This is a genomic window from Rhodanobacter sp. UC4437_H4 (assembly GCF_052978425.1).
Window position 1 is genome coordinate 3,488,479 of sequence record NZ_CM129673.1, and the last position, 20,340, is coordinate 3,508,818.

General features: G+C 66.8%; 21 protein-coding genes and 1 tRNA gene. 8 read left to right on the forward strand and 14 right to left on the reverse strand.

All coding sequences use genetic code 11. The annotated features are described in order from the left end of the window. Window positions 1-25 precede the first annotated feature (25 nt). The 4 genes from ACVCL3_RS15715 to ACVCL3_RS15730 all read right to left on the reverse strand — a co-directional run bounded on the left by ACVCL3_RS15715 (window position 26) and on the right by ACVCL3_RS15730 (window position 4,037). A complete protein-coding gene (locus tag ACVCL3_RS15715) occupies window positions 26-427 on the reverse strand; it encodes a DUF3301 domain-containing protein (RefSeq protein WP_395119768.1) in 402 nt (133 codons plus the stop codon). A 42-nt stretch (window positions 428-469) separates the two neighbouring features. Further along, window positions 470-1,327: a carboxylating nicotinate-nucleotide diphosphorylase gene (gene nadC, locus ACVCL3_RS15720; protein WP_447099902.1), complete on the reverse strand. Its 858-nt coding sequence runs from the start codon at window positions 1,325-1,327 to the stop codon at window positions 470-472. Beyond that, complete coding sequence (locus tag ACVCL3_RS15725; protein WP_395119766.1) at window positions 1,324-3,645, reverse strand: DUF1631 domain-containing protein; 2,322 nt, start codon at window positions 3,643-3,645, stop codon at window positions 1,324-1,326. The genes nadC and ACVCL3_RS15725 overlap by 4 nt, the downstream gene beginning before the upstream one ends. A gap of 116 nt (window positions 3,646-3,761) precedes the next feature. Continuing rightward, on the reverse strand, window positions 3,762-4,037 hold the full coding sequence (locus tag ACVCL3_RS15730) for a Trm112 family protein (RefSeq protein WP_447101542.1): 276 nt from the start codon (window positions 4,035-4,037) through the stop codon (window positions 3,762-3,764). Window positions 4,038-4,102: 65 nt separating this feature from the next. Between ACVCL3_RS15730 and purE the strand changes: the two genes are divergently transcribed. Further along, window positions 4,103-4,606, forward strand: a complete 504-nt coding sequence (purE, locus tag ACVCL3_RS15735) for a 5-(carboxyamino)imidazole ribonucleotide mutase (RefSeq protein WP_395119765.1) — start codon at window positions 4,103-4,105, stop codon at window positions 4,604-4,606. Then, complete coding sequence (locus tag ACVCL3_RS15740; protein WP_447098360.1) at window positions 4,603-5,763, forward strand: 5-(carboxyamino)imidazole ribonucleotide synthase; 1,161 nt, start codon at window positions 4,603-4,605, stop codon at window positions 5,761-5,763. Before purE ends, ACVCL3_RS15740 begins: the two co-directional genes overlap by 4 nt. Window positions 5,764-5,896: 133 nt before the next feature. Here ACVCL3_RS15740 and sodB read toward each other — a convergent pair whose 3' ends face one another. After that, on the reverse strand, window positions 5,897-6,475 hold the full coding sequence (sodB, locus tag ACVCL3_RS15745) for a superoxide dismutase [Fe] (protein WP_395119763.1): 579 nt from the start codon (window positions 6,473-6,475) through the stop codon (window positions 5,897-5,899). A 112-nt stretch (window positions 6,476-6,587) separates the two neighbouring features. Here sodB and grxD point away from each other — a divergent pair, with 112 nt between their 5' ends. From grxD to ACVCL3_RS15775, 6 genes are all read left to right on the forward strand, one after another. Next, on the forward strand, window positions 6,588-6,911 hold the full coding sequence (gene grxD / locus ACVCL3_RS15750) for a Grx4 family monothiol glutaredoxin (RefSeq protein ID WP_395119762.1): 324 nt from the start codon (window positions 6,588-6,590) through the stop codon (window positions 6,909-6,911). After that, window positions 6,908-7,675 carry an SDR family NAD(P)-dependent oxidoreductase gene (locus tag ACVCL3_RS15755; RefSeq protein ID WP_447099903.1) on the forward strand — a complete coding sequence of 256 codons (768 nt, stop codon included), beginning with the start codon at window positions 6,908-6,910 and terminating at the stop codon, window positions 7,673-7,675. The genes grxD and ACVCL3_RS15755 overlap by 4 nt, the downstream gene beginning before the upstream one ends. An 83-nt stretch (window positions 7,676-7,758) precedes the next feature. Continuing rightward, window positions 7,759-8,358, forward strand: coding sequence for a YhgN family NAAT transporter (locus ACVCL3_RS15760; RefSeq protein ID WP_395119760.1), 600 nt, complete (start codon window positions 7,759-7,761; stop codon window positions 8,356-8,358). 270 nt (window positions 8,359-8,628) lie between these two features. After that, complete coding sequence (locus tag ACVCL3_RS15765; RefSeq protein WP_395119759.1) at window positions 8,629-11,868, forward strand: TonB-dependent receptor; 3,240 nt, start codon at window positions 8,629-8,631, stop codon at window positions 11,866-11,868. 174 nt (window positions 11,869-12,042) lie between these two features. Continuing rightward, window positions 12,043-13,443 carry a nucleotide 5'-monophosphate nucleosidase PpnN gene (gene ppnN, locus ACVCL3_RS15770; RefSeq protein ID WP_395119758.1) on the forward strand — a complete coding sequence of 467 codons (1,401 nt, stop codon included), beginning with the start codon at window positions 12,043-12,045 and terminating at the stop codon, window positions 13,441-13,443. A gap of 68 nt (window positions 13,444-13,511) precedes the next feature. Next, a tRNA-Asn gene (locus ACVCL3_RS15775) sits at window positions 13,512-13,588 on the forward strand. Here the strand turns inward: ACVCL3_RS15775 and ACVCL3_RS15780 are convergent. The 9 genes from ACVCL3_RS15780 to ACVCL3_RS15820 all read right to left on the reverse strand — a co-directional run bounded on the left by ACVCL3_RS15780 (window position 13,547) and on the right by ACVCL3_RS15820 (window position 20,337). Continuing rightward, window positions 13,547-15,145, reverse strand: a complete 1,599-nt coding sequence (locus tag ACVCL3_RS15780) for a recombinase family protein (RefSeq protein WP_447101543.1) — start codon at window positions 15,143-15,145, stop codon at window positions 13,547-13,549. The two genes, ACVCL3_RS15775 and ACVCL3_RS15780, sit on opposite strands and share 42 nt — an antisense overlap. 9 nt (window positions 15,146-15,154) lie before the next feature. After that, complete coding sequence (locus tag ACVCL3_RS15785; RefSeq protein WP_447099904.1) at window positions 15,155-15,376, reverse strand: hypothetical protein; 222 nt, start codon at window positions 15,374-15,376, stop codon at window positions 15,155-15,157. Window positions 15,377-15,858: 482 nt separating this feature from the next. Further along, window positions 15,859-16,962, reverse strand: a complete 1,104-nt coding sequence (locus tag ACVCL3_RS15790; protein WP_447099905.1) for a tyrosine-type recombinase/integrase — start codon at window positions 16,960-16,962, stop codon at window positions 15,859-15,861. Between the two features lie 903 nt (window positions 16,963-17,865). Further along, window positions 17,866-18,165 (reverse strand): hypothetical protein, encoded by a 300-nt coding sequence (locus ACVCL3_RS15795; RefSeq protein ID WP_447099906.1) that lies wholly within the window; start codon window positions 18,163-18,165, stop codon window positions 17,866-17,868. After that, window positions 18,162-18,350 carry a hypothetical protein gene (locus ACVCL3_RS15800; RefSeq protein ID WP_447099907.1) on the reverse strand — a complete coding sequence of 63 codons (189 nt, stop codon included), beginning with the start codon at window positions 18,348-18,350 and terminating at the stop codon, window positions 18,162-18,164. Before ACVCL3_RS15800 ends, ACVCL3_RS15795 begins: the two co-directional genes overlap by 4 nt. Next, entirely contained in the window at window positions 18,347-18,847 is a 501-nt protein-coding gene (locus tag ACVCL3_RS15805) for a lysozyme (protein WP_447099908.1), read from the reverse strand. Before ACVCL3_RS15805 ends, ACVCL3_RS15800 begins: the two co-directional genes overlap by 4 nt. Then, on the reverse strand, window positions 18,844-19,062 hold the full coding sequence (locus ACVCL3_RS15810; RefSeq protein WP_447099909.1) for a DUF7940 domain-containing protein: 219 nt from the start codon (window positions 19,060-19,062) through the stop codon (window positions 18,844-18,846). The genes ACVCL3_RS15805 and ACVCL3_RS15810 overlap by 4 nt, the downstream gene beginning before the upstream one ends. Next, window positions 19,059-19,421: a hypothetical protein gene (locus ACVCL3_RS15815; protein ID WP_447099910.1), complete on the reverse strand. Its 363-nt coding sequence runs from the start codon at window positions 19,419-19,421 to the stop codon at window positions 19,059-19,061. Before ACVCL3_RS15815 ends, ACVCL3_RS15810 begins: the two co-directional genes overlap by 4 nt. A gap of 70 nt (window positions 19,422-19,491) precedes the next feature. Further along, window positions 19,492-20,337: a hypothetical protein gene (locus tag ACVCL3_RS15820; protein ID WP_447099911.1), complete on the reverse strand. Its 846-nt coding sequence runs from the start codon at window positions 20,335-20,337 to the stop codon at window positions 19,492-19,494. Window positions 20,338-20,340 lie beyond the last annotated feature (3 nt).

A 20,340-nucleotide genomic window follows, 5' to 3' on the forward strand; every position in this document is an offset into this window, starting at 1 on the left:
GCCGCCCCGTCGGGCGGCTGCCGTTTCAGGGCTGTCGATCGGCCCGCCGCGGACGCAATGCCACGACCTTCCCCGACGAGGCTGCAAAGCCGTCTTCGGGCGTGCTTGCGACTGCCAGCGGCTCGACCACCGGCAGGCTCAGGCCGGTCAGCGCGTCGCCGATCATCCACAGCCGGCCCGGCTCGCGATCGTGCCCGTCGATGCTGACTTCGAAACCGTAACCCCGCTCGACCCGGCGCAGGCCGTTGACCCGGCGCAGGCGCAGTGCACGCATGCCCACCGTCTCGTCCAGCAATTGCAGGCCGTGCAAATGGCACTGTTGTCGCGCGATCCGCACCGCGCGTTCGCGCGCCACGCTGAGCTTCAGCCACAGCCCCACGGCGGCGCCGAGCACCAGCAGCAGGACGAGGGCGGAGAAATCGGACATGCACCCAGTGTGTGGGCGCACCGGCGCCCGCGCAAGCCGGGGTCAGAGCAATTGCAGGCGCAGCGAGAGGTCGATCGCGTGCACGTGTTTGGTCAGTGCGCCGACCGAGATGAAATCCACGCCGGTGCGGGCAAAGTCGCCGATGGTCTGCAGGTCGACGTTGCCGGAAATCTCCAGCGGCACGCGGCCGGCCGTGCGCGCCACGGCCTCGCGCATCTGCTCCAGCTCGAAGTTGTCGAGCATGATGCGGTCCACGCCGGCTTGCAGGGCCTGTTCGAGCTCGTCGAGGTTCTCCACTTCGACTTCCAGCGGCAGGTCGGGATGCAGCCGGCGCGCGGCCGACACCGCCGCGGCGATGCCGCCGGCGGCGATGATGTGGTTCTCCTTGACCAGGATAGCGTCGTACAGGCCCATGCGCTGGTTGTGGCCGCCGCCGCAGCGCACGGCATATTTCTGCGCGACGCGCAGGCCGGGCACGGTCTTGCGGGTGTCGAGCACGCGCACGGCGGTGCCGGCTACCGTGGCGACATGGCGAGCGGTGGTAGTGGCGGTGGCCGAGAGCAGTTGCAGGAAGTTGAGCGCCGTACGTTCGGCGGTAACCAGCGAGCGGGCGTGTCCGGACAGGCTGCAGAGCAGCGTGCCGGGGGCGACCTGGTCGCCGTCGCTTACCCGCCAGTCGATCTGCACCGAAGGGTCCAGCCGCCGGAAGCAGGCGTCGAACCAGGCGCTGCCGGCAATCACGGCGGCGTCGCGGCAGGTGAGCCGGGCCTGCGCCCGCGCATCGGCCGGGAGCAGGGCGGCGGTGGCATCGCCCTGGCCGAGATCCTCGGTCAGGGCGCGTTCGACATCAGCGGCGATCTGGGCGGCAGCGGGCGGTGCGAAACGGGGCGTGGCGGTCATTCGGTGTCCGTGGGAGCGGTGCCGCTGGCGGGCGTGTCGTCGCCGGCCTGGCTGAGCTTGCCGACGATCGCGGTCATCGCGCGATCGAACAGTGCGTTGGCTGCCAGCACGCGCGCCTTGCCGTCCGCAAACAGGCCAGCCAGCTCGCGCGGGGCGTAATCGGCGACCTTCAGGCCGCGACGGTTGACGAACAGGTAGCGGCCGCTCATCGGGCTGATCCACGACAGCTTGGCGCGTGCCGGTGCCTCGTCGTCGAGCGTGAACTCCAGCCAGTTGCCCGGTTGCAGCGCCTGCACCTGGTACCACTCCGGGCTGTCCGGCGGCACCTCGGCCAGCTCTTCCTCTTCTTCCAGGATGTCCGCGGGTGCCGTCTGGCGGTCGATGACCGGCTGGATGCTGTCCGGGATCGCCAGCATCGCGACGTCCTCCTCGGCTGCGGCGGCGACGTCCGGCGTTTCCGACGCGGTCGTTTCGCCCAGCTGCTGGCGATAGTAGGCGTGCAGCTGGCCCAGCAGGCGTTCGACGTCCTGTTCCTGGAAAGCGACGTTGGCCAGGCCCTGGCGCAGCGCTCGTTCGATACCCGGCAGCATCTGCCGCAGGGCCTGTCGACTGGTGGTGTCGTTGGCCGGCCGGGTGCTGGCGATGAACTCGTCGATGAAGCGCAAGGCGGTCTTGAACTCGGGCGAGTCCTCGCCCTGGCGCAGCAGGGTCAGCACCAGGTGGTTGGCCCAGGCGCGCGCCAGCACGCCGTGGATCAGCGGCGGCAGCTTCTGGCTGCCGATGCGCTCGAGGATCTCGCGGGCGGCGCGGCGGCGTGCCTGTTCCAGCTTCTCGCGGCCACGCGCGGATTCGGCCACGCGCTGCTCGGCCAGCTCGGAGCGCCGCTTGTTGACGTCCTGGAACTGCTGCAGGTCGGTCAACAGGCGCTCGAAGATGCCCATGTCGTCGTCGAAATCGTGCAGCAGTTGGTCGACGATCGACTTCACCTTCTCGTGCAGGCGATGGTCGCGGTCGGACTCCTCCGACCAGCTCTTGGCCTGTTCGGCCAGGCTGTCCAGCAACCGGCGTGCCGGGTGCTGGCGGTGCGAGAACATCTTGCGGTCGAGGATCGCCGCCTTGAGATAGGGAATCTGCAGCCGCGCCAGCATCACCTGCATCGCTGCGGGCAGGTTGCGGTCCTCAAGGATGAACTCGAACAGCATGCCGACCAGGTCGATCGTGTCCTCGTCCATGCTGGCCACATGGCTGGGTCGTTCGCCGCGCAGGGCACCGATCTGGGCCAGCAGCTGGGTCTTCAGCTGCAGGACTTCGCGGCTGAGCGCGCCGGCGTCGTCGGATTCGTCGTAGTTGACCGGTCCGCTGTTGCTGATCTGGCTCTGCAGCACGCTGAGTGCGCCGAGCAGTTCGTTGACCGACGGCAGCGAACCCCCGGCCGCCGCCGTGCCGCCCCCGCTGGCCATGCGGCCACCGCCGGCGTTGCCGCGGCGTGCACTGAACAGCGCGTGCAGGGTATGCAGCAGGTCGTCGGAGATCTCGGTGCCGTCGTCCATGGCAGCCGCCGCCGTGGCCGCGGCTCCCGCCGGGGTGCCGCTGCCACCCTTGGCCTGACCGCCGCGCAGCAGGCCGTGGCGCAGCTGCGGCAACACGCCGGCGCGGACCAGCTCCGTGTTGATCTCCTGGTACAGCTCCTCCAGCAGCGACAGCACGTAGCGATCGAACAGCTTGTAGATGATCAGCTTGACGCGCATGTCTGCGCTGAGTTCCTGCAGCGCTTCGCGGAACGCCTGGGACAGCGTGGCCGGCGCCACCGGGTTGCTGGTGTCCTCGATCTTGTAGCCGCCGCAGATCACCGACAGGCGCTGGTTGACCGCGAACAGGTCACGCGCCAGGCGCGCGTCGTTCTTGCTGATCATGCTGGTGATCGCCAGCGATTCTTCCAGGTCGCTTTCGGCCACGAGGGTCAGTTCGGCGGTGCCGAGCGAGGATGGCCCCGCCGGTGCGGTGGCCTTGCCCGGGTGCGCCAGATCGCCGAGCTTGCGCGCGATGGCGTTGAGGAAGTTGCGCTCGATGCCGGGGCGACGCTTGCGCACCTCGCGCATGCCGTCGAAGTAGTGCATCTGCGCCGCGTTGTTCTCGGCCTTCTCGGCGAGGTCGAACAGGGCGTCGTCGACCTGCTCGAAGGCATTGCCCACCCACTGCTGCAGGCGCTTGTTGGCGATGCTGCGCACGGCATTGAGCAACTCGCCCACGCGCTCGCTGGACGGGTCCAGGCGCTGATTCAAGTTGACTACGCGGGTTGGCTCATTGGCCTCGTTCATCGCCCTGTTCCCCTGACCTGTAGCACGCACGGCCGGACCCTGCAGGCTTGCGCAGAGGCCGACAATAAGCCAATTCGCGCACGCCTGTCATGCCCATTCCCGCCCGCCACGACGCGCTAGCCCTGGCCGGTGGGGAAATCGGCCAGTTGCAAGGTGCCGATGCCTTCCTCCGGCAGCATCACCGGAATGCCGTCCTCGATGCGGTAAATGACCTTGCAGTCGGTGGTGATCAGCGCCTCGGCCACCCGCTCGCGCACCGGCACGCCGGCCACCGTGTCGACCTTGCCCGCGGCGATGGCCTCGTTCAGCGCCTCCAGTTGCGGGCGCGTCACCGATCGCAGCGGGGTCTTGCTGACGGGGCAGCACAGGATGTCGAGCAGGCGCTTGTCCATCATCGGGGTTCGGGTGTGTCGGGCCGGGAAAGCCCGTACAATAACGGTTTTTGGACACTCCGGCCATGACAGCAGCCACAGAAACACCACGCGTGGGCGTGGTGATGGGTTCGCATTCGGATTGGGAAACCATGCAGCACGCCGCCGACGTGCTGACCGAGCTGGGTGTGGCACACGAGGTTCGCGTGGTCTCGGCCCACCGTACGCCGGATCTGCTGTTCAGCTACGCCGAACAAGCGGCCGGGCGGGGCATCCAGGTCGTCGTTGCCGGCGCCGGTGGCGCCGCCCACCTGCCGGGCATGCTGGCAGCCAAGACCCGCCTGCCGGTGTTCGGCGTGCCGGTCCAGTCGAAGGCACTCAACGGCATGGACTCGCTGCTGTCGATCGCGCAGATGCCGGCAGGGGTTCCAGTCGGTACGCTGGCGATCGGACGTGCCGGGGCGGTCAATGCCGCCTTGCTGGCCGCCGCCGTGCTGGCCCTGCACGATCACGCGCTGGCCGATGCGCTGGATCAATGGCGCGCGCGCCAGACGCGAGCCGTGCTCGCCCAGCCGGACCCGCGGGCATGAGCGACCGCAAGCAGCCGGTGGTGGGCATCCTCGGCGGCGGGCAACTCGCCCGCATGCTGGCCGTGGCCGCCGCGCCGCTGGGCGCGAACTGCCTGGTCGTGGATGGCTCCGCCGATGCGTGCGCCGGCCAGGTGGCGCCGCTGGTGGTGGCCGGTTGGGACGATCGCGCCGCGCTGGAGGCGTTCGCCCGTCGGGTGGACGTGGTCACCTTCGATTTCGAGAACGTGCCGGCCGATACCGCGCACTGGCTGGCCGAACGGGTCGCCGTGCACCCGGCGCCCGAGGCGCTGGCGGTGGCGCAGGACCGGCTGGCCGAGAAAAACCTGTTCCGCGCCTGCGGCCTGCCCACCACCGAATTCATGGCGGTCGACACCCGCGAGCAGCTGGATCAGGCGCTGGCCGCGGTCGGCGCCCCGGCCATCCTCAAGACGCGTCGCCTGGGTTACGACGGCAAGGGCCAGTTCCGGCTGGCCACGGCGGCCGACGCGGATGCGGCCTGGGCGGCGCTGGGTGCCCAGGCGGCCACGCTGGGGCTGATCCTGGAAGCCTTCGTGCCGTTCGAGCGCGAGCTGTCGGTGATCGCCGTGCGCGGGCGCGACGGCGAGTTCCGCACCTGGCCGCTGACCGGCAACTGGCACGTCGACGGCGTGTTGTCGATGAGCCTCGCACCGGCGCCGGACCTCGGCCCGCTACAGCAGCGCGCCAGCGAGCACGCGCGCATCCTGGCCGAACGCCTGGGCTACGTCGGCGTGTTCGCGCTGGAACTGTTCGTGCGCGACGGCGAATTGCTCGGCAACGAAATGGCCCCGCGCGTGCACAACTCCGGCCATTGGACGATCGAGGGAGCGCACGCCAGCCAGTTCGAGAACCACGTGCGCGCCGTGCTCGGCCTGCCGCTGGGAGACACCAACGTGCGCGGCATGGCGGCCATGTTCAACTGGATCGGCGAGCTGCCCGATGCCGCGCCGGTGCTGCGCGGCGTGGATGCCCACTGGCACGACTACGGCAAGCAGGCGCGGCAGGGGCGCAAGGTCGGTCATGCCACCGTGTGCGCGCCCGATGCCGCCACGCTGGCGTCACGCTTGCGCGACGTCGCGCAGGCGCTGGGGCGCGAGGCGCAGGTGGCGCCCGTGTTGCGTGCGCTGACGGGCCGGTAGGATCGCACCCCCGTCTGTGCGCGAGCCTTTCGTCACGTGACCCGGAACCATCGCGCACAGGGTGCGCTCGTGCAAAAGCGGGCATGAAAAAGGCGGCGCCATTGGCGCCGCCTTTTTCCGGTGAGCCGTGGGATCAGGCCAGGTTCTTCGCCGCGAAATCCCAGTTGACCAGGTTCCAGAACGCCTCCAGATACTTCGGGCGCGCGTTGCGGTAGTCGATGTAGTAGGCGTGCTCCCACACGTCGGCGGTGAGCAGCGGCTTGTCGCTGCCGGTGATCGGCGTACCGGCGTTGGACGTGTTCACGATGCCGAGCGAGCCATCCGGGCGCTGCACCAGCCAGGTCCAGCCGGAGCCGAAGTTGCCGGCGGCGGATTTGCTGAACTCCTCCTTGAACTTGGCCACCGAGCCGAACGCCTTGTTGATCGCGTCGGCGAGCTTGCCGGTGGGTTCGCCGCCACCGTTCGGGCTCATCGAGTTCCAGTAGAAGGTGTGGTTCCAGGTCTGCGCGGCGTTGTTGAAGATGCCGCCGGAGGACTTGCGGATGATGTCCTCGAGTTTCGCGTCGGCGAACTCGGTGCCTTCGATCTGCTTGTTGAGGTTGGTCACATAGGCCTGGTGGTGCTTGCCGTAGTGGTACTCGAGCGTCTCGGCGGAGACGTGCGGCTCCAATGCATTCTTTTCGTACGGAAGCGGGGGAAGTTCGATGGCCATGAGCGACTCCTTGGGATGTTGCTGAGGGAGAAAATGTCGGCGCAACAGGTGGCGGCCGACGGGCGGCTGATACAATAGCGGCTTGCCTGCATTGTAAAGATGAAACACCACCATGGACATCAACGAGCCAATCAAGGCGATGCTGGCCGAGCATCCCATCGTGCTTTTCATGAAAGGCACGCCGCAATATCCCATGTGCGGTTTTTCAAGTCGCGCGGCGCAGGCGCTGACTCGGGCAGGAGCGACATTCCACGCAGTCAACGTGCTGGCCGACCCGCAAGTGCGCGCCGCGCTGCCGCACTTCGCGAACTGGCCGACGTTCCCTCAACTGTTCATCAACGGCGAGTTGATCGGCGGCTGCGACATCATCGAGGAGCTGATGTCCTCCGGCGAACTCGCGCGCATGGCCAGCGACGTGGCGGGGGCCGCCTCTTGAGCGGCTTGCCCGTGGCGCGCCTGCCGGTCGATTGGCAGCCCGAGGCCGGCAGCCTCGCCGGTCGCGTGATCCTGGTCACCGGCGCCTATGGCGGGCTCGGCAGCGCGGTGGTGCGCGCGGCCACGCTGGCCGGCGCCACCGTGGTCATCACCGGCAAGCGCAAGCGGCAGCTGGAGAAGCTTTACGACGCGATGGGCGAGGAGGGCCTGGCCGAGCCGGTGATCCATCCGCTGGACATGGAAGTGGCCACGCCGCGCGAGTACGCCGCACTGGCCGAGGGCTTGCAGCGCGACCTCGGCCGTCTCGACGGCATCGTGCATTGCGCGGCCAGTTTCGCCGGGCTCACGCCGATTTCCATGCAGCGGCCGGACGACTGGCTGCGCGCGATGCACGTCAACGTCAACGCGCCGTTCGCCCTGACCCAGGCTTGCATGCCACTGCTGACCGAGGCCGCCGACAGCGCCGTGGTATTCGTGCTGGACAGCCCCGACCTGCTGCGACGTGCACACTGGGGCGGTTACGGCGTGTCCAAGGCCGCGCTGGAGCGGTTGGCGGCGATCCTGCACGAGGAAACCGACGAGACTTCGCTGCGCGTGCACGCGCTGCTGCCCGCGCCGATGCGCACGGCGTTGCGCCGGCTGGCCTATTTCGGCGACGACATCATGCAGCAGCCCACGCCGGACGCCACTGCCGATGCGGCCATCTATCTGCTCGGCCCGCAGGCGCGGGCGGCACGCGGCGCGGTGCTGGACCTTCGCTCGTAGAGCTCGCGGGCAGGCTCCCGCCGCGCATCCACGATCGGGGCACGTCGCAAACCTGACTGCAGGGAGTCGAAATGGAAGCGCAAATGACCACGTTGTCGGCGGGCATCATGTTGTTCCTGATCATGGACCCGCTGGGCAACATTCCCATCTTCCTCAGCCTGCTCAAGGACGTGCCGCCGCGGCGCCGGCGCCGGGTGATGGTGCGCGAGCTGCTGATCGCGCTCGGCGTGCTGCTGGTGTTCCTGTTCGGCGGCCAGCAGTTCCTGCACCTGATGCAGCTCAAGCCCGACTCCATCAGCGTCGCCGGCGGCATCGTGCTGTTCCTGATCGGCATCCGCATGGTGTTCCCGCCGGCCGACGGCAGCGGCATCTTCGGCAAGCCGGGGCAGGGCGAGCCCTTCATCGTGCCCATGGCGATCCCGGGCGTGGCCGGGCCCTCGGCGATGGCCGCGCTGCTGCTGCTCACCAATACCCAGCCCGGGCGCACCGCGGATTGGGTGCTCGCGCTGCTGCTGGCGTGGCTGGCCACGGCGATCATCCTGCTCAGCTCGACCTATCTGTTCCGCTGGCTGGGCGAGAGCGTGCTGACCGCGCTGGAGCGCGTGATGGGCATGCTGTTGATCGCCTTGTCGGTACAGATGTTCATGTCCGGCGTGGCCTCGTTCCTGCGTTCGATGCCCTGAAAACCATGCCCCGCGGGGGCGGTTGGCCGTCGCCGGGGTGACGTGCCACTGGCATGAAAGTGTCATACAATGCCGTTAAAATTCTTTTAACAATTGGTTGGCAGAGGGAGACAGCTGCCAGCCGCCCGCATCGGTCCCGCGCGGACCGCTGCCGGGAGCCAAGCAGGACCATCAAACGCTTCGCCACCATGCCTGGGCCATCCCGGGTCGCGGCATGTTTGATTCCGTACATACTTTTCTTTTGTCGTTGACTCGAGGGACGAACAAGACATGAACAGCCGAATTCGCACCAAATTGCTGCCGTTTGCGATTGCTGCGTTGCTTGCGGGCGCGCCGGCCGCCGCCCAGAACGTGACCTCCTCCGGCGCGACGGGACGAATCGTCGACGCCAGCGGCCAGCCGGTGGCCGGAGCCACCGTGCAGATCGTGCATGAGCCGTCAGGCACCACCAAGACGGTCACCACCGACGCCGACGGCCGCTACACCGCGCAGGGCCTGCGCGTGGGCGGCCCGTTCGACATCACCGTGTCCAAGACGGGCATGGGGCAGGCGGAAAAGAACAACGTCTACCTGCAACTGGGCCAGGTATCCTCGATCAACGTGCAGATGAGCACATCCGGGGTTCAGGCCAAGGACCTCAGCGCGGTCACGGTCACCACCTCGGCGCTCAGCCAGATTTTCTCGGCGGACAACAAGGGCCTGTCGATGAACGTCTCGCAGCGCGAGCTGGAGACGACGCCGCAGGGCAACCGTTCGATCGACGACATCGCGCGCCTCGACCCGCGCATCAACGTGACCGACCAGGGTGACGGTTCGATCTCGATGGCCGGCCTGCCGAACCGCTTCAACAACATCAGCGTCGACGGCATTTCCCAGGGCGACCCCTACGGCCTCAACGCCAATGGCCTGCCGTACCAGGGTTCGCCGATCTCGGTCGACACGATCGGCGAGTACAACATCTCCACCGCCAATTTCGACGTCACCTCCGACACGGTCGGTGCCGACATCAATGCGGTCACCAAGTCGGGCACCAACGAGTTTCACGGCTCGGTGTATTACGCCTATCGCAATGCCAACAAGATGGTCGGCAATGCCGGCTGGCTGGACAACGGCGACCGCGGTTACGACTACACCGGCTACCAGCGCGACTGGACCGGCGGCGTCACCGTGGGCGGCCCGATCATCAAGGACAAGCTGTTCTTCTTCTTCTCGGCCGAGCAGGAAAAGACCACCGGTATCGGCGCGGACTCGTCCAACGGCCTGGATCCGTCGCTGACCGGCGCGTCCACCTCCAACAAGATCTCGCCCAGCGACCTGCAGCAGGTGATCGACACCGCCAAGGCGCTTGGCCTGCAGCCGGGCAGCCTGGGCGGCGGTGCGGTCGGCCTGACCGACAAGCGCTACCTCGGCAAGATCGACTGGAACATCAGCAACGACCATCGTGCCAGCTTCACCTACCAGTACACCAAGGAGAACCAGCCCATCGTGCAGGGCAACAGCTCCAAGGAAGTGGGCCTGGACAGCTACTGGTACAGCAAGGACAGCCTGACCAAGAACGCCGCGCTGCAGTTCTACGATGACTGGAGCGAGAACTTCTCGACCGAAGCCAAGATCAGCTACCAGACGTTCGAGCAGCTGGCCGGCAACGCGATCAACCAGCCGCAGGTGAAGGTCTACCTGAGCAATGACAACAAGGGGCCGTCGGTCAACCTCGGCGAGGATCAGTACCGCCACGAGAATGCCATCAGCACCAAGAAGTGGTCGGCCTTCATCGCCGGCACCTACTTCCTTGGCGACCACACCATCAAGGGCGGCATCGACTTCCAGCGCGACCAGATCTACAACCTGTTCGGCCGCACCCAGCACGGCAATTACACGTTCTACGGGCTGACCAATTTCGCGAATCGCGACTACGACTCGTACTTCCTGTACCAGCCCGCGCCGGGCTATACCCTCAACGACGTGGCGGCGCAGTGGGTGTACAGCCAGTACAGCCCGTTCATCCAGGACAGCTGGCAGGTCAACAACAACCTGTCGGTGACCTACGGCCTGCGCGTGAACATCCCGCAGTCCGACCATGCACCGTTCTACAACGCCGCCTTCCAGCAGTCGTTCGGTTACCCGAACAACAGCAGCCTGGGCAGCAAGAACAAGGTGGTCGAGCCGCGCTTCGCGTTCAACTACGCCTTCAACACCGAGCGCATGATGCAGTTGCGCGGCGGCATCGGCCTGTTCCAGACCACCCCGCCCACGGTATGGATGACCAATCCGTACCAGAACAACGGCCTCACCGTGGCCAGCTATTCGTCGTTCGATCCGGCGGATGCGCCGTTCAGCCCGGACCCGTACCACCAGAACATTCCGACCGGCACGCAAGTCCAGCCGGCGGGCGTCGTCGACACGATCGATCCCGACTTCAAGCTGCCCAGCGTGTGGAAGACCACCCTGGCATTCGATGCCGAACTGCCGTGGTGGGGTCTGATCAGCTCGGTGGAGTTGCAGCACATCCAGGCCGACAACGCGATCTTCTACAAGGCCATCAACATCGGTGCGCCGACCGGCACGATGCCTGACGGCCGCAACCAGTACTGGAAGACCCCGGGCGAGCGCGGCAGCAGCAAGGATGCGGCCGCCAATCGCGACCGGGCGTTCGACCAGCAGTCCACGCTGCTCACCAACACCGGCAAGGGCAAGTCCGACAGCCTGACCCTGGCCCTGGCCAAGCCCTTCTCGGAGAGCTGGTTCGGCAACGTGAGCCTCACCTTCAGCCATGCCACCGAGGTCAACCCGGGCAACAGCTCGCAGGCGTTCTCCGGCTACAAGTACGTGGTGCGCGAAAACGTCAACGACGAAGTGGCCGCCACTGCCGACCGCAACATTCCCAAGGCGCTCAAGGCGTCGCTGACCTGGCAGCATGCGTTCTTCGGCAACTACAAGACCAGCGTGTCGGCGTTCTACAACGGCCACAGCGGCCTGCCGTACAGCTGGATCTTCTCCGGCGACTCCAACGGCGACGGCATCACCTACCAGGACCCGATCTACATCCCGACGGTGAACGACGCGAAGGTCAGCTACGGCAGCGCATCGCCCGAACTGATCCAGCAGTTCCAGGACTACATTGCCGGCAACAAGTACCTCAGCCGTCACCGGGGCCAGATTGCCGGTCGCAACACCGATCACTACGGCTGGGTGAATCAGCTCGACATGAGCTTCTCGCAGGAAGTGCCCGGCATCTTCAAGGGCAACAAGGGCGTCGTGCGTCTGGACGTCTACAACTTCCTCAACCTGCTCGACAGCGACTGGGGCCAGACCGTCAACGGCCAGTTCAACACGCGCACGCTGGCCGGCTACGACGGCGTGAATGCGCAGGGCCAGTACATCTACTACCTGCCCACCGACCAGAACGGCAATTACCAGCCGCAGCAGCTGATCCGCTACGACGCCGGTTCCAACCCGACCCGCGTGGTGTCGCGCTGGTCGGCCATGCTGACGTTGCGTTACACGTTCTGATCGCTGCATCGTCCCGAAACGAACCGGCACCCCAGGGTGCCGGTTTTTTTTCGCCCGACGGAGAGCGCATCGGCGTCGTGCTGTCTTGACCCGATGATTCGCGCAGCGGATGCTTGGCAACCCGCCACGACACTGCATGAGGCAGTCACGTCGTCAGCGGCAGGAGAGTGGTGGATGAATGATTCCCAGGCCGGCCGTGCCGGCAAAGCGGGCACGGTGAGCGCCCGCATCACGCCGATCGGCGGGCTCGACGTGCTCTCGCGGCACGAGGTGGCGCGACTGCGTGGCGCCAGCGGTTCGGGGCTGCACGCGCTGCTGCGGCGCTGCGCGCTGGCGGTGCTGACTTCCGGCAACTTCAGCGACGATCCGCGCGCGATGCTGGAGCAATACCCCGATTTCGACATCCAGGTGCTGCAGCAGGACCGCGGCATGAAGATCGAGCTCTCGAACGCACCGGCACAAGCGTTCGTCGATGGCGAGATCATCCGCGGCATCAACGAGTTGCTGGTCGCGGTGGTGCGCGACATCGTCTACGTGTCGACCCAGCTCGAACAGGTCGGCTTCGACCTGGATCTTTCCGCGGGCCTGACCCAGGGTGTGTTCGAGATCCTGCGCAACGCCCGCATCCTGAAGCCGCAGGTCGACCCGAACCTGGTGGTGTGCTGGGGCGGCCACTCGATCTCGCGCGAGGAATACGACTACTCCAAGCTGGTCGGCTACCAGCTCGGCCTGCGCGGGCTGGACATCTGCACGGGCTGCGGCCCGGGCGCGATGAAGGGGCCGATGAAGGGCGCCACCATCTCGCACGCCAAGCAGCGGCGCCGGCACAACCGCTACATCGGCATCACCGAGCCGGGCATCATCGCGGCCGAGTCGCCGAACCCGATCGTCAACCACCTGGTGATCATGCCGGACATCGAGAAGCGGCTGGAGGCGTTCGTGCGCCTGGGCCACGGCATCATCGTGTTTCCCGGCGGCGTCGGCACGGCGGAGGAGATCCTCTACCTGCTCGGCATCCTGCTGCACCCGGACAACGCCAGCACGCCGTTCCCGCTGATCTTCACCGGGCCGCGCCATTCGGCCGCCTATTTCGAACAGATCGACCGCTTCCTGCGGCTGACCCTCGGCGACGAGGTGGCGCGGCATTACCAGATCATCGTCGACGATCCGCAGGCAGTGGCGCGCACGATGGTCACGGGGCTGGAGAAAGTGCGCCACAACCGGCTCGACACCAAGGACGCGTTCTTCTTCAACTGGGCGTTGCAGATTCCCGTGGAATTCCAGCAACCGTTCCGGCCCACGCACGAGGCGATGGGTGCGCTGCAGATCCGCCACGGCCGCCCGCGTCACGAGCTTGCCGCCGACTTGCGGCGGGCGTTCTCCGGCATCGTCGCCGGCAACGTGAAGGAAGAGGGCGTGCAGGCGATCGAGCGCAACGGGCCGTTCGCCATCGACGGCGATGTCGACATCATGCGCGCGCTGGACCAGCTGCTGCAGGCCTTCGTGCAGCAGCACCGCATGAAGTTGCCGGGCGGTTCGGCCTACGTGCCTTGCTATCGCGTGATCACCCACTGAATCGGCGGCGGATCATGCGGCCGGCGGCTTGACAGTACGCCGCCGCGTCGACAAACTACGCAGCTCCCGCCCGAATAGCTCAGCTGGTTAGAGCACTTGACTGTTAATCAGGGGGTCGCTGGTTCGAGTCCAGCTTCGGGCGCCATTTCCGCTTACTGCGCACCACGTCAACCTCCGGGCTTACCAGCCTGTTCGGGTTGTAGCTGATCAGCAGATCTTCCCCGTCCAGCGTGATGTTGTCGACGAAGCTGTTGTAGAACGATCGGGACCGTGCAGCGTTCCGATCGTCCTTCACCAGGTTGCGCAGGAATCCCGTCAGCTCGTCGATCTCACCGCTGCTCATCGCGGCCGCCGGCGGCTGCTCGGCGTCAATGGCGGCCAGCACGGCCTCGGCTTCCTTCTGCAGGGCGTTGTTCTGGCGCAGCCTGGTGGTCATATCGCCCAGGTTTGGCGCGTCCTTCCCGTACAGCTCGAGCACGGAATAGAGCTTGTTGTTGGCTTCCTGCAGGCGAGTGATCTTGGCCAGCACGGCGGCGCGGCGCTTGCGGTGGTCAGCGGCCCAGTTGCCGGCCTCGGCTTCCATCAGCTCGACGATGCTGGCGACGTTCCGCCGGCACAGCACGCGCTTCAGGATGATGTTCGACAGCCAGTCGTCGACCAGGTCGGCGCGGATCCGCCGCGGGTCGCACTCGCGGTTCTGCATCGACTTCCGGCAGCGGTAGTAGAAATACAGTTTGCCGCCGCGGCCGCGGCTGGTTTCGATCTGCATGCTGGATCCGCACTTGCCGCAGCGCAGGATGCCGGTGAACGCGTGCGTGGACTTCGGCGAGCCGGCGGCTTTGGTGAGGTCGGCGGCATCGTCCATCAGGCTTTGCACCTGGTCCCATAGCGGCCGGTCGATGATGGCTTCGTGGCTTGGCACCACGATCCAGGTATCCCGGTCCCGCACGCCACGCGAGGTCTTGCCGCGGCGGCCGAACACGATGTTGCCGATCATGACTTCGTTGCGCAGCTCGTTGATGACGGTCTGCTTGGTCCACTTGCTGCCGCGGCGCAGGATGCTGCGACTATTGAGCCAGGCGGCGATCTGGAAGGCCCCCTGGCCTTTGGCGCGCAGGGCGAACAGCTGGCGCACCTGGTCGACCTCATCCGGCACAGGCACCAGCTTGCGGCGCTTCGGGTTGTCGGGCGCCGGGATGGACTGGTAGCCGAACGGCGGGCGGCCACCGACCCAGTAGCCGAGCCGCGCGTTGCGCATCATCGAGCGGCGCGTGTCGGCGCTGATACGGCGGCTCTGCAGCTCGTTGAAGATCTCCATCACGCCATCCATGGCCCAGCCCATGTCGCTGGTGCGGTCGATCGGTGAGGAGATGTAGATCAGCTGCACGCCGGCGTCGTCCAGCAGGCGCTTGTTGACCATCGCCTCGTACTTGTTCCGTGCGAAGCGGGCCGAGTCCCAGCAGATGAAGTAGGTGGCTTCCATGGCGCAGGCCATGTCGATCGCCGCCTCGAAGGCCGGGCGGTTCTTCTCGCGCCAGGCGCTTTTCGCGTCGTCGGTGAACACGCGCAGCACGCGCGCGCCGAGCTCGGCGGCGCGGCGTTCGCCGACCTCGATCTGGGTAGGGATGGAGACGTCCTGCTCCGATTGCTTGCGGTCGCTGACGCGGGCGTAGTTGACGCTGGTGACTTCTTTCTCGGCCATGGTGGCAGTCTAGGCTTCGTCGAGGATGCGGCGGATGTGAGACGTGGTCGGCACGTCACTGGTGATCGTGGTGAGGTGCTGACGGATCGCTTCCAGATCGAGGCCTTCAGCGGCCAGCGAACGCATCAACTGGTTGCGCTGGTAGCGCATGTATGTCGACAGCTTCGGCATCACCACGCGGTCGCGGCTGCCGGCAACGTCCACTGTCGCCAGCGCTTGCCATAGAGCCATGAACGCATCAAACCCGATCGCGGCAGCTACGCGCGGCCACGGCTGCGGCAGGCCTACGCGGCGCAACTCGGCCAGGCGCGGATCGGCCGCGGCCGGCGGCGCCGGCGCGCCAACGCGCGCCCCGGTTTTCGTGCAGACATCCTGGTACCCACCCCCATGTTTGGCGGGGCGGGAGGGCCTTGCCGACCCCCCACCTAACACATTCTTAACCATAACTTAGCAATCCGTTCAGCTTGTCTTAACGGTTGACTGTCGCGAGTCGTTCTCATTCCTGCATCCCGGGCGACGAACTGCGCCTTTGTTCGACAGGGTGAACGGGTGACCGTTGATACGACTCGATCCCCTCCGCACCAACTGCGCCTTATGCGGGACCACGCAGTTAAGCGGACCTAAACACTTAGCCCGTTTTCTTAACACGTTATTAACAATCGCGCAGGCCCCGCCATATCTCACGGTAAGGTCTGGGACTGCCCGGTGGTCTTTCATTTATCAGGCCCAGTGTGGACGCGGGAAGCGCGTGGAGGGCGCTCGGCGGCGTCGATGCGGCGCAGATCCTCGAGGACAGGAGTGCGCAGCTTGCCCAGAGGGTTGGACTTGTCGACGGTGCGCCGCAGCTTGCGCATGGCCAGGTGGGTGTAGATCTCGGTGCTCTTCGGGTCGGTGTGGCCCATCAGCGCCTGGCTGGCGAACAGGCTGGCGTCTTCCTCGGCGAGCTCGGTGCCGTACAGGTGGCGCAGCGCATGCGGGTTCAGCTGGTCGGCCGGGATCTTCGCGGCGGCGCCGTGCTTGGCCAGCACGTCGCGCACGGTGTACTCGCTGATGCGCCGCGCCTCGCCGCGGTAATCGCACGCCGGCACCATGCGGTTGGCCACCGTCACGAACAGCACGCGATCGCCGTCCTCGAGCGTGCGGTCGATATCGACCAGATCCGGGTGGCCAAGGTAGGCGCGCAGCAGTAGGGCCACCTCGCGCGGCGCCGGCATGTGGCGCTCCTTCGAACCCTTCTCGACCACGCGGATCACCAGGTCTTCGCGCCCCTCGTACTCGGTCCAGACCATCGCCGATTCGTTCAGCGCGCAGATGCCGCTGATGCGCAGGCCCAGGCCCATCAGTACCGCCATGATCGCGGTGTCGCGCAGGCCGAGGAAGGTGGCCAGGTCCGGCTGTCGCAGCAACAGGTCGGCGTTGCTCAACGTGATCGCCCGCGGCAGCGGCCGGCCGGCGCGCGGGTAGGGCAGGTGTTCGGCGGCGTTGCACGGCAGCAGGTGTTGCGCATAGGCCCAGGCATAGAAGCCGCGCAATGCCGAGACGTACACCCGCCGCGATCGCGCGCCGATGTCCAGGCTGTGGCAATACATGCCGGCGAACCGCTCCAGGTCATTGAGCGAAGCGGCCAGGGGGTCCGACGTGCTGCTGCGCAGGTGCTCCGCGGCGGGCGGGTTGACGCACCACAACCCCAGGCGAATCAGCACCGACTGGTACAGGTCGACCGTCGCCGGCGAGCGGCCCTTGTTGTGCTGCAGCCAGGCCAGCCAATCGTTCACCAGACGGACGAAATGATCGAGCGCGGGAGGGGGGAGGGGCATCGCACACCGGTTTCCGTGGAACCAGGCTGACCGTGTGCCCGAATATCCATTTAGTCAACCAGTTACGGTTCCACGACATTCCACGTTTTGCGTCCAGGTCCCGTGGAAAACGTGGAACCCTCATTCAAACGCATGTTTCAAACCGTGGACCCGCCCTTCACTCCTTCCAGCCCTTCTTTCTTCTTCTTTTTCAATGACATGAGAGAGAGAAGAGAGGGTGTGACGCGGAATGGTCGCTGTGGAAGAAATACGGGAAAGCGTGGAAGCATACAGACGAAACGTGTAATTCCAAAGGCAAAACGTGGAGCCGTTCGTCTTAGAGAAACAATGACTTGCACCCATAACCGCAGCCTATCACACGCCCGGTGGTGCTGCCCCCGCCTCCCTTTTGGCTGCGAGCGCCCCGGATTTCACTCGTTGGGGGTGCGGGGGAAACGATGAGGGTTAGCGCGCCGGCGGTTGCGGGGGTGCGTTGGCGGCGGGCAGACAGGGCCAACCACGCGCGGGGAACGCGGCGAGAGTGCGGTTCTGGGGCGTTCACGGCGGCCAGTGGCCTAGATCAGGCGAGTGGCGGGGCAGTCTGGCCAGGCGCAGCGGCGGCGGCCTGGCCGTTCGGTATGGCGCAGTACAAAAGCGCAGCGCAGGGTCTCAGAGATCCAAATCTTCGCCAGACGATGGCAAGCCGCCGGATCATGCCGGCGGCGAGTGGACATCGACGTGCAGGCCTACTCCGGCGCGTGGGGTTGCGCCGGCGCCGGCGACGGCGCCGGCCAGCAGCCCAGCTTCACGCCGGTCTTGTCGTGGGCCTTAATGGCCTTGGCTGTGCCATCGGTCAGCACGTCCGCGCGGCCCACGTAGATCGCCCGCCAGGGCGTGCAGAAGTCGGTCTTGACGACGGTCCGCTCAGCGCACCCAGCCATCATCGCGAAGCTGGCCAGCAGCGCTGGCAGGGTCAGCCGTGCCCACCTGTTGCGGCGGGGCATCCGGCAGCCTGGCATTCTCGGCATCGACTTCATGGCGCACCTCACTGGCATGGATCACCTGCTGCGCGGCCTGCGCGTCGGCATGCGCCTGGCGTGCGTCGTCGACCGCCTTCTGCGCCGCCTTGCCCTGGTTGCGCCAGTACAGCGCCGCCGTGGCGATCGCGGCCAGCAGGCCCAATGCGGCGATCGCGTACGCCTTGAGCCGGATCAGCCAGCTCATTGGTCTGCGCTCTGCTTGGCCACCACGCTATCGCCTACGTTCGCGGCGAAGTACAGGCCAATCACCCAGGTGGTGAAGCTCACCCACTGGGCCGCGTCGATCTTGCCGGCCAGAAGAAGGCCCAGCGAGGTCAGGAACGCCGCGCACGTCAGCTTGAACTTGCTGTGCAGGAACCAGGTGCTCATCGGAGATACCCCAGGCACGCATTGCGCTCGTCGACGCGGCGATTGCGCAAGCCGTCGACCACCTGACCGCCCGCCTTCACCCAGCCTACGGCGTTGCCGCGCTTGTCGAGTGCATCGGTGAGTTGCAAGCAGGCGCCGACCAGGTCGCCGGCGTTCGCCTTCGCCTGCAGCGTGGAGCCACAGACGATGGCCGGACCAAGGTTGTGCGCGGCGCTGGTGAATGCGGCTTCCTGCAGCGCATTCAGCGGCACGTGGATGCAGCGGTCCACGGCCGCCTTCGCAGCAGCTTGGTCTTCGATCAACCACGCCTCGCACTGCTCGTCCGTGGCCACATCGCCGGCCTTCACGCCTTGCGTGTGGCCGTAGCAGATGTCCCAGATCTTCGCGTAGGGATCGTAGTGCGCGCGGTTGACCTTGCCTTCCCAGCCCGCGGTCAAGGCCGCGGCGATCAGCGCGGCGCCGGCGCCCGAGGCGGCGAGCTTCTGCCAGCGCTTCATGGCTTTTTCTGCTGTGTGATGCGCGCCCAGACGGTCAGCGCGCAGATCAGGGCGCCGCCGGCGAACACCGCCCACACCGGGAGCAGCCCAAGCCAGGGCACGATCGCACCGCTGGCCGCCAATCCTGCAGCCAGGGCACCGGCGATCGCGCCGCCGCCAGCCACTTGCACGCTGCGCAGACGCCACGCCTGGCGCCACTCCTCAATGAGCTTCATCGCGTCCACTCCTTCATGCGCTTGTCCGCCTTCTGCTCGCTGAGCCGGTCGACCTTGTCGTTGAGGCGGTAGAGCTGCTGGAGGATCTCGCTCTGCTTCGCGTCGCCGTTCTTGGCGTTGGCCTCGATCACCGCCACGCGTTGCTTGAGCGAGTCCTGCGTGTCCCGGATCTGCGGGATGTTCTGCGTGGCGTAGCTGACCCCCGCGTAGCCCCAGATCATGCCCACCACCACCACCACGATGGTCATCAGCGAGCCGACGGCGGCAAGCACCGTGCCGATGGTCCAACTGCGCTCGACCGAAGGCAGGTGGACGTGGCCCTCATCGCGATGTGGATGGAAGCGCTCGTACTCGGTCATGCGTGGCGGCCGCCAGGGTGGATGGCTCCACCGTGTGCCGTGTGCCCGGGCAGGTCAACGGGAAAGCGTGCTACGCCGCAGTGGCTGGCGCCTCGTCGACGACGATGCCGCTCTGATAGTTGGGCCCGGCGAGGTGGGCGATCGGATCGAAGCGCGCCACGCCGAAAATCGCCGTGCGCTGGATCTCCGCCGGCGTGTCGAAGCGCGGTACCGCGGCGACGCGCCCACCGGCGCGTACCGCCGCGCGCAGCACCTGCTGATCGGCGCCGCCGGCGAGGCCTCCGCCACGCACTGCGGCCAGTTTGGCGATGGCGAACGGGACCTGCAGCGTGCGGTATCCACGCACCTCCACCGCGTACGGCTGGCTGCCCTTGCTGCGCTTGACCACGCTCGGGTCGTTGTCCATGTCGCGCCAGTCCGAGCCGTGCGGCACCTCCACGGTCGGCCCCACCCACGCCTCGCCTACGTCAATCGCGCTGCCCGCGGCGATCGAGGCCGAGCCGGACACGTCGTTGTGCAGTCGGTACTCCACGCCGATCACCGGATCCAGCCCATCGGCCAGCACGAACCACGCGCAGCGCGAGCCGTCAGGAAGTTGCACCACGCGCTGGCTGGCCACGTCGGCCTGGTACGTGTAGCCGGCGTCGGCAGGGCGGCGGAACGCGAGCGTGATCAGCGTGCCTGCCGGCAGCGTGAGGCCCAGCAGGGCCAGCACGCGCGGGGCGAAGGCGGTGCCCCATACACCTCGCATGGTGAGGATGCTAGCGGTGGTCTGCGCGCCGCTGAGCCATTGCAGGCGCGAGACCGACGCGGGGCGGCCGTTGGTCAGCGCGGCACCGGCGTCGTCGCTGAGCCACGTCGCGCCGGTGCCGATGAGGCTCCAGGTGATGTCCGGGCGGGAGTATGAGATCAGCATGGC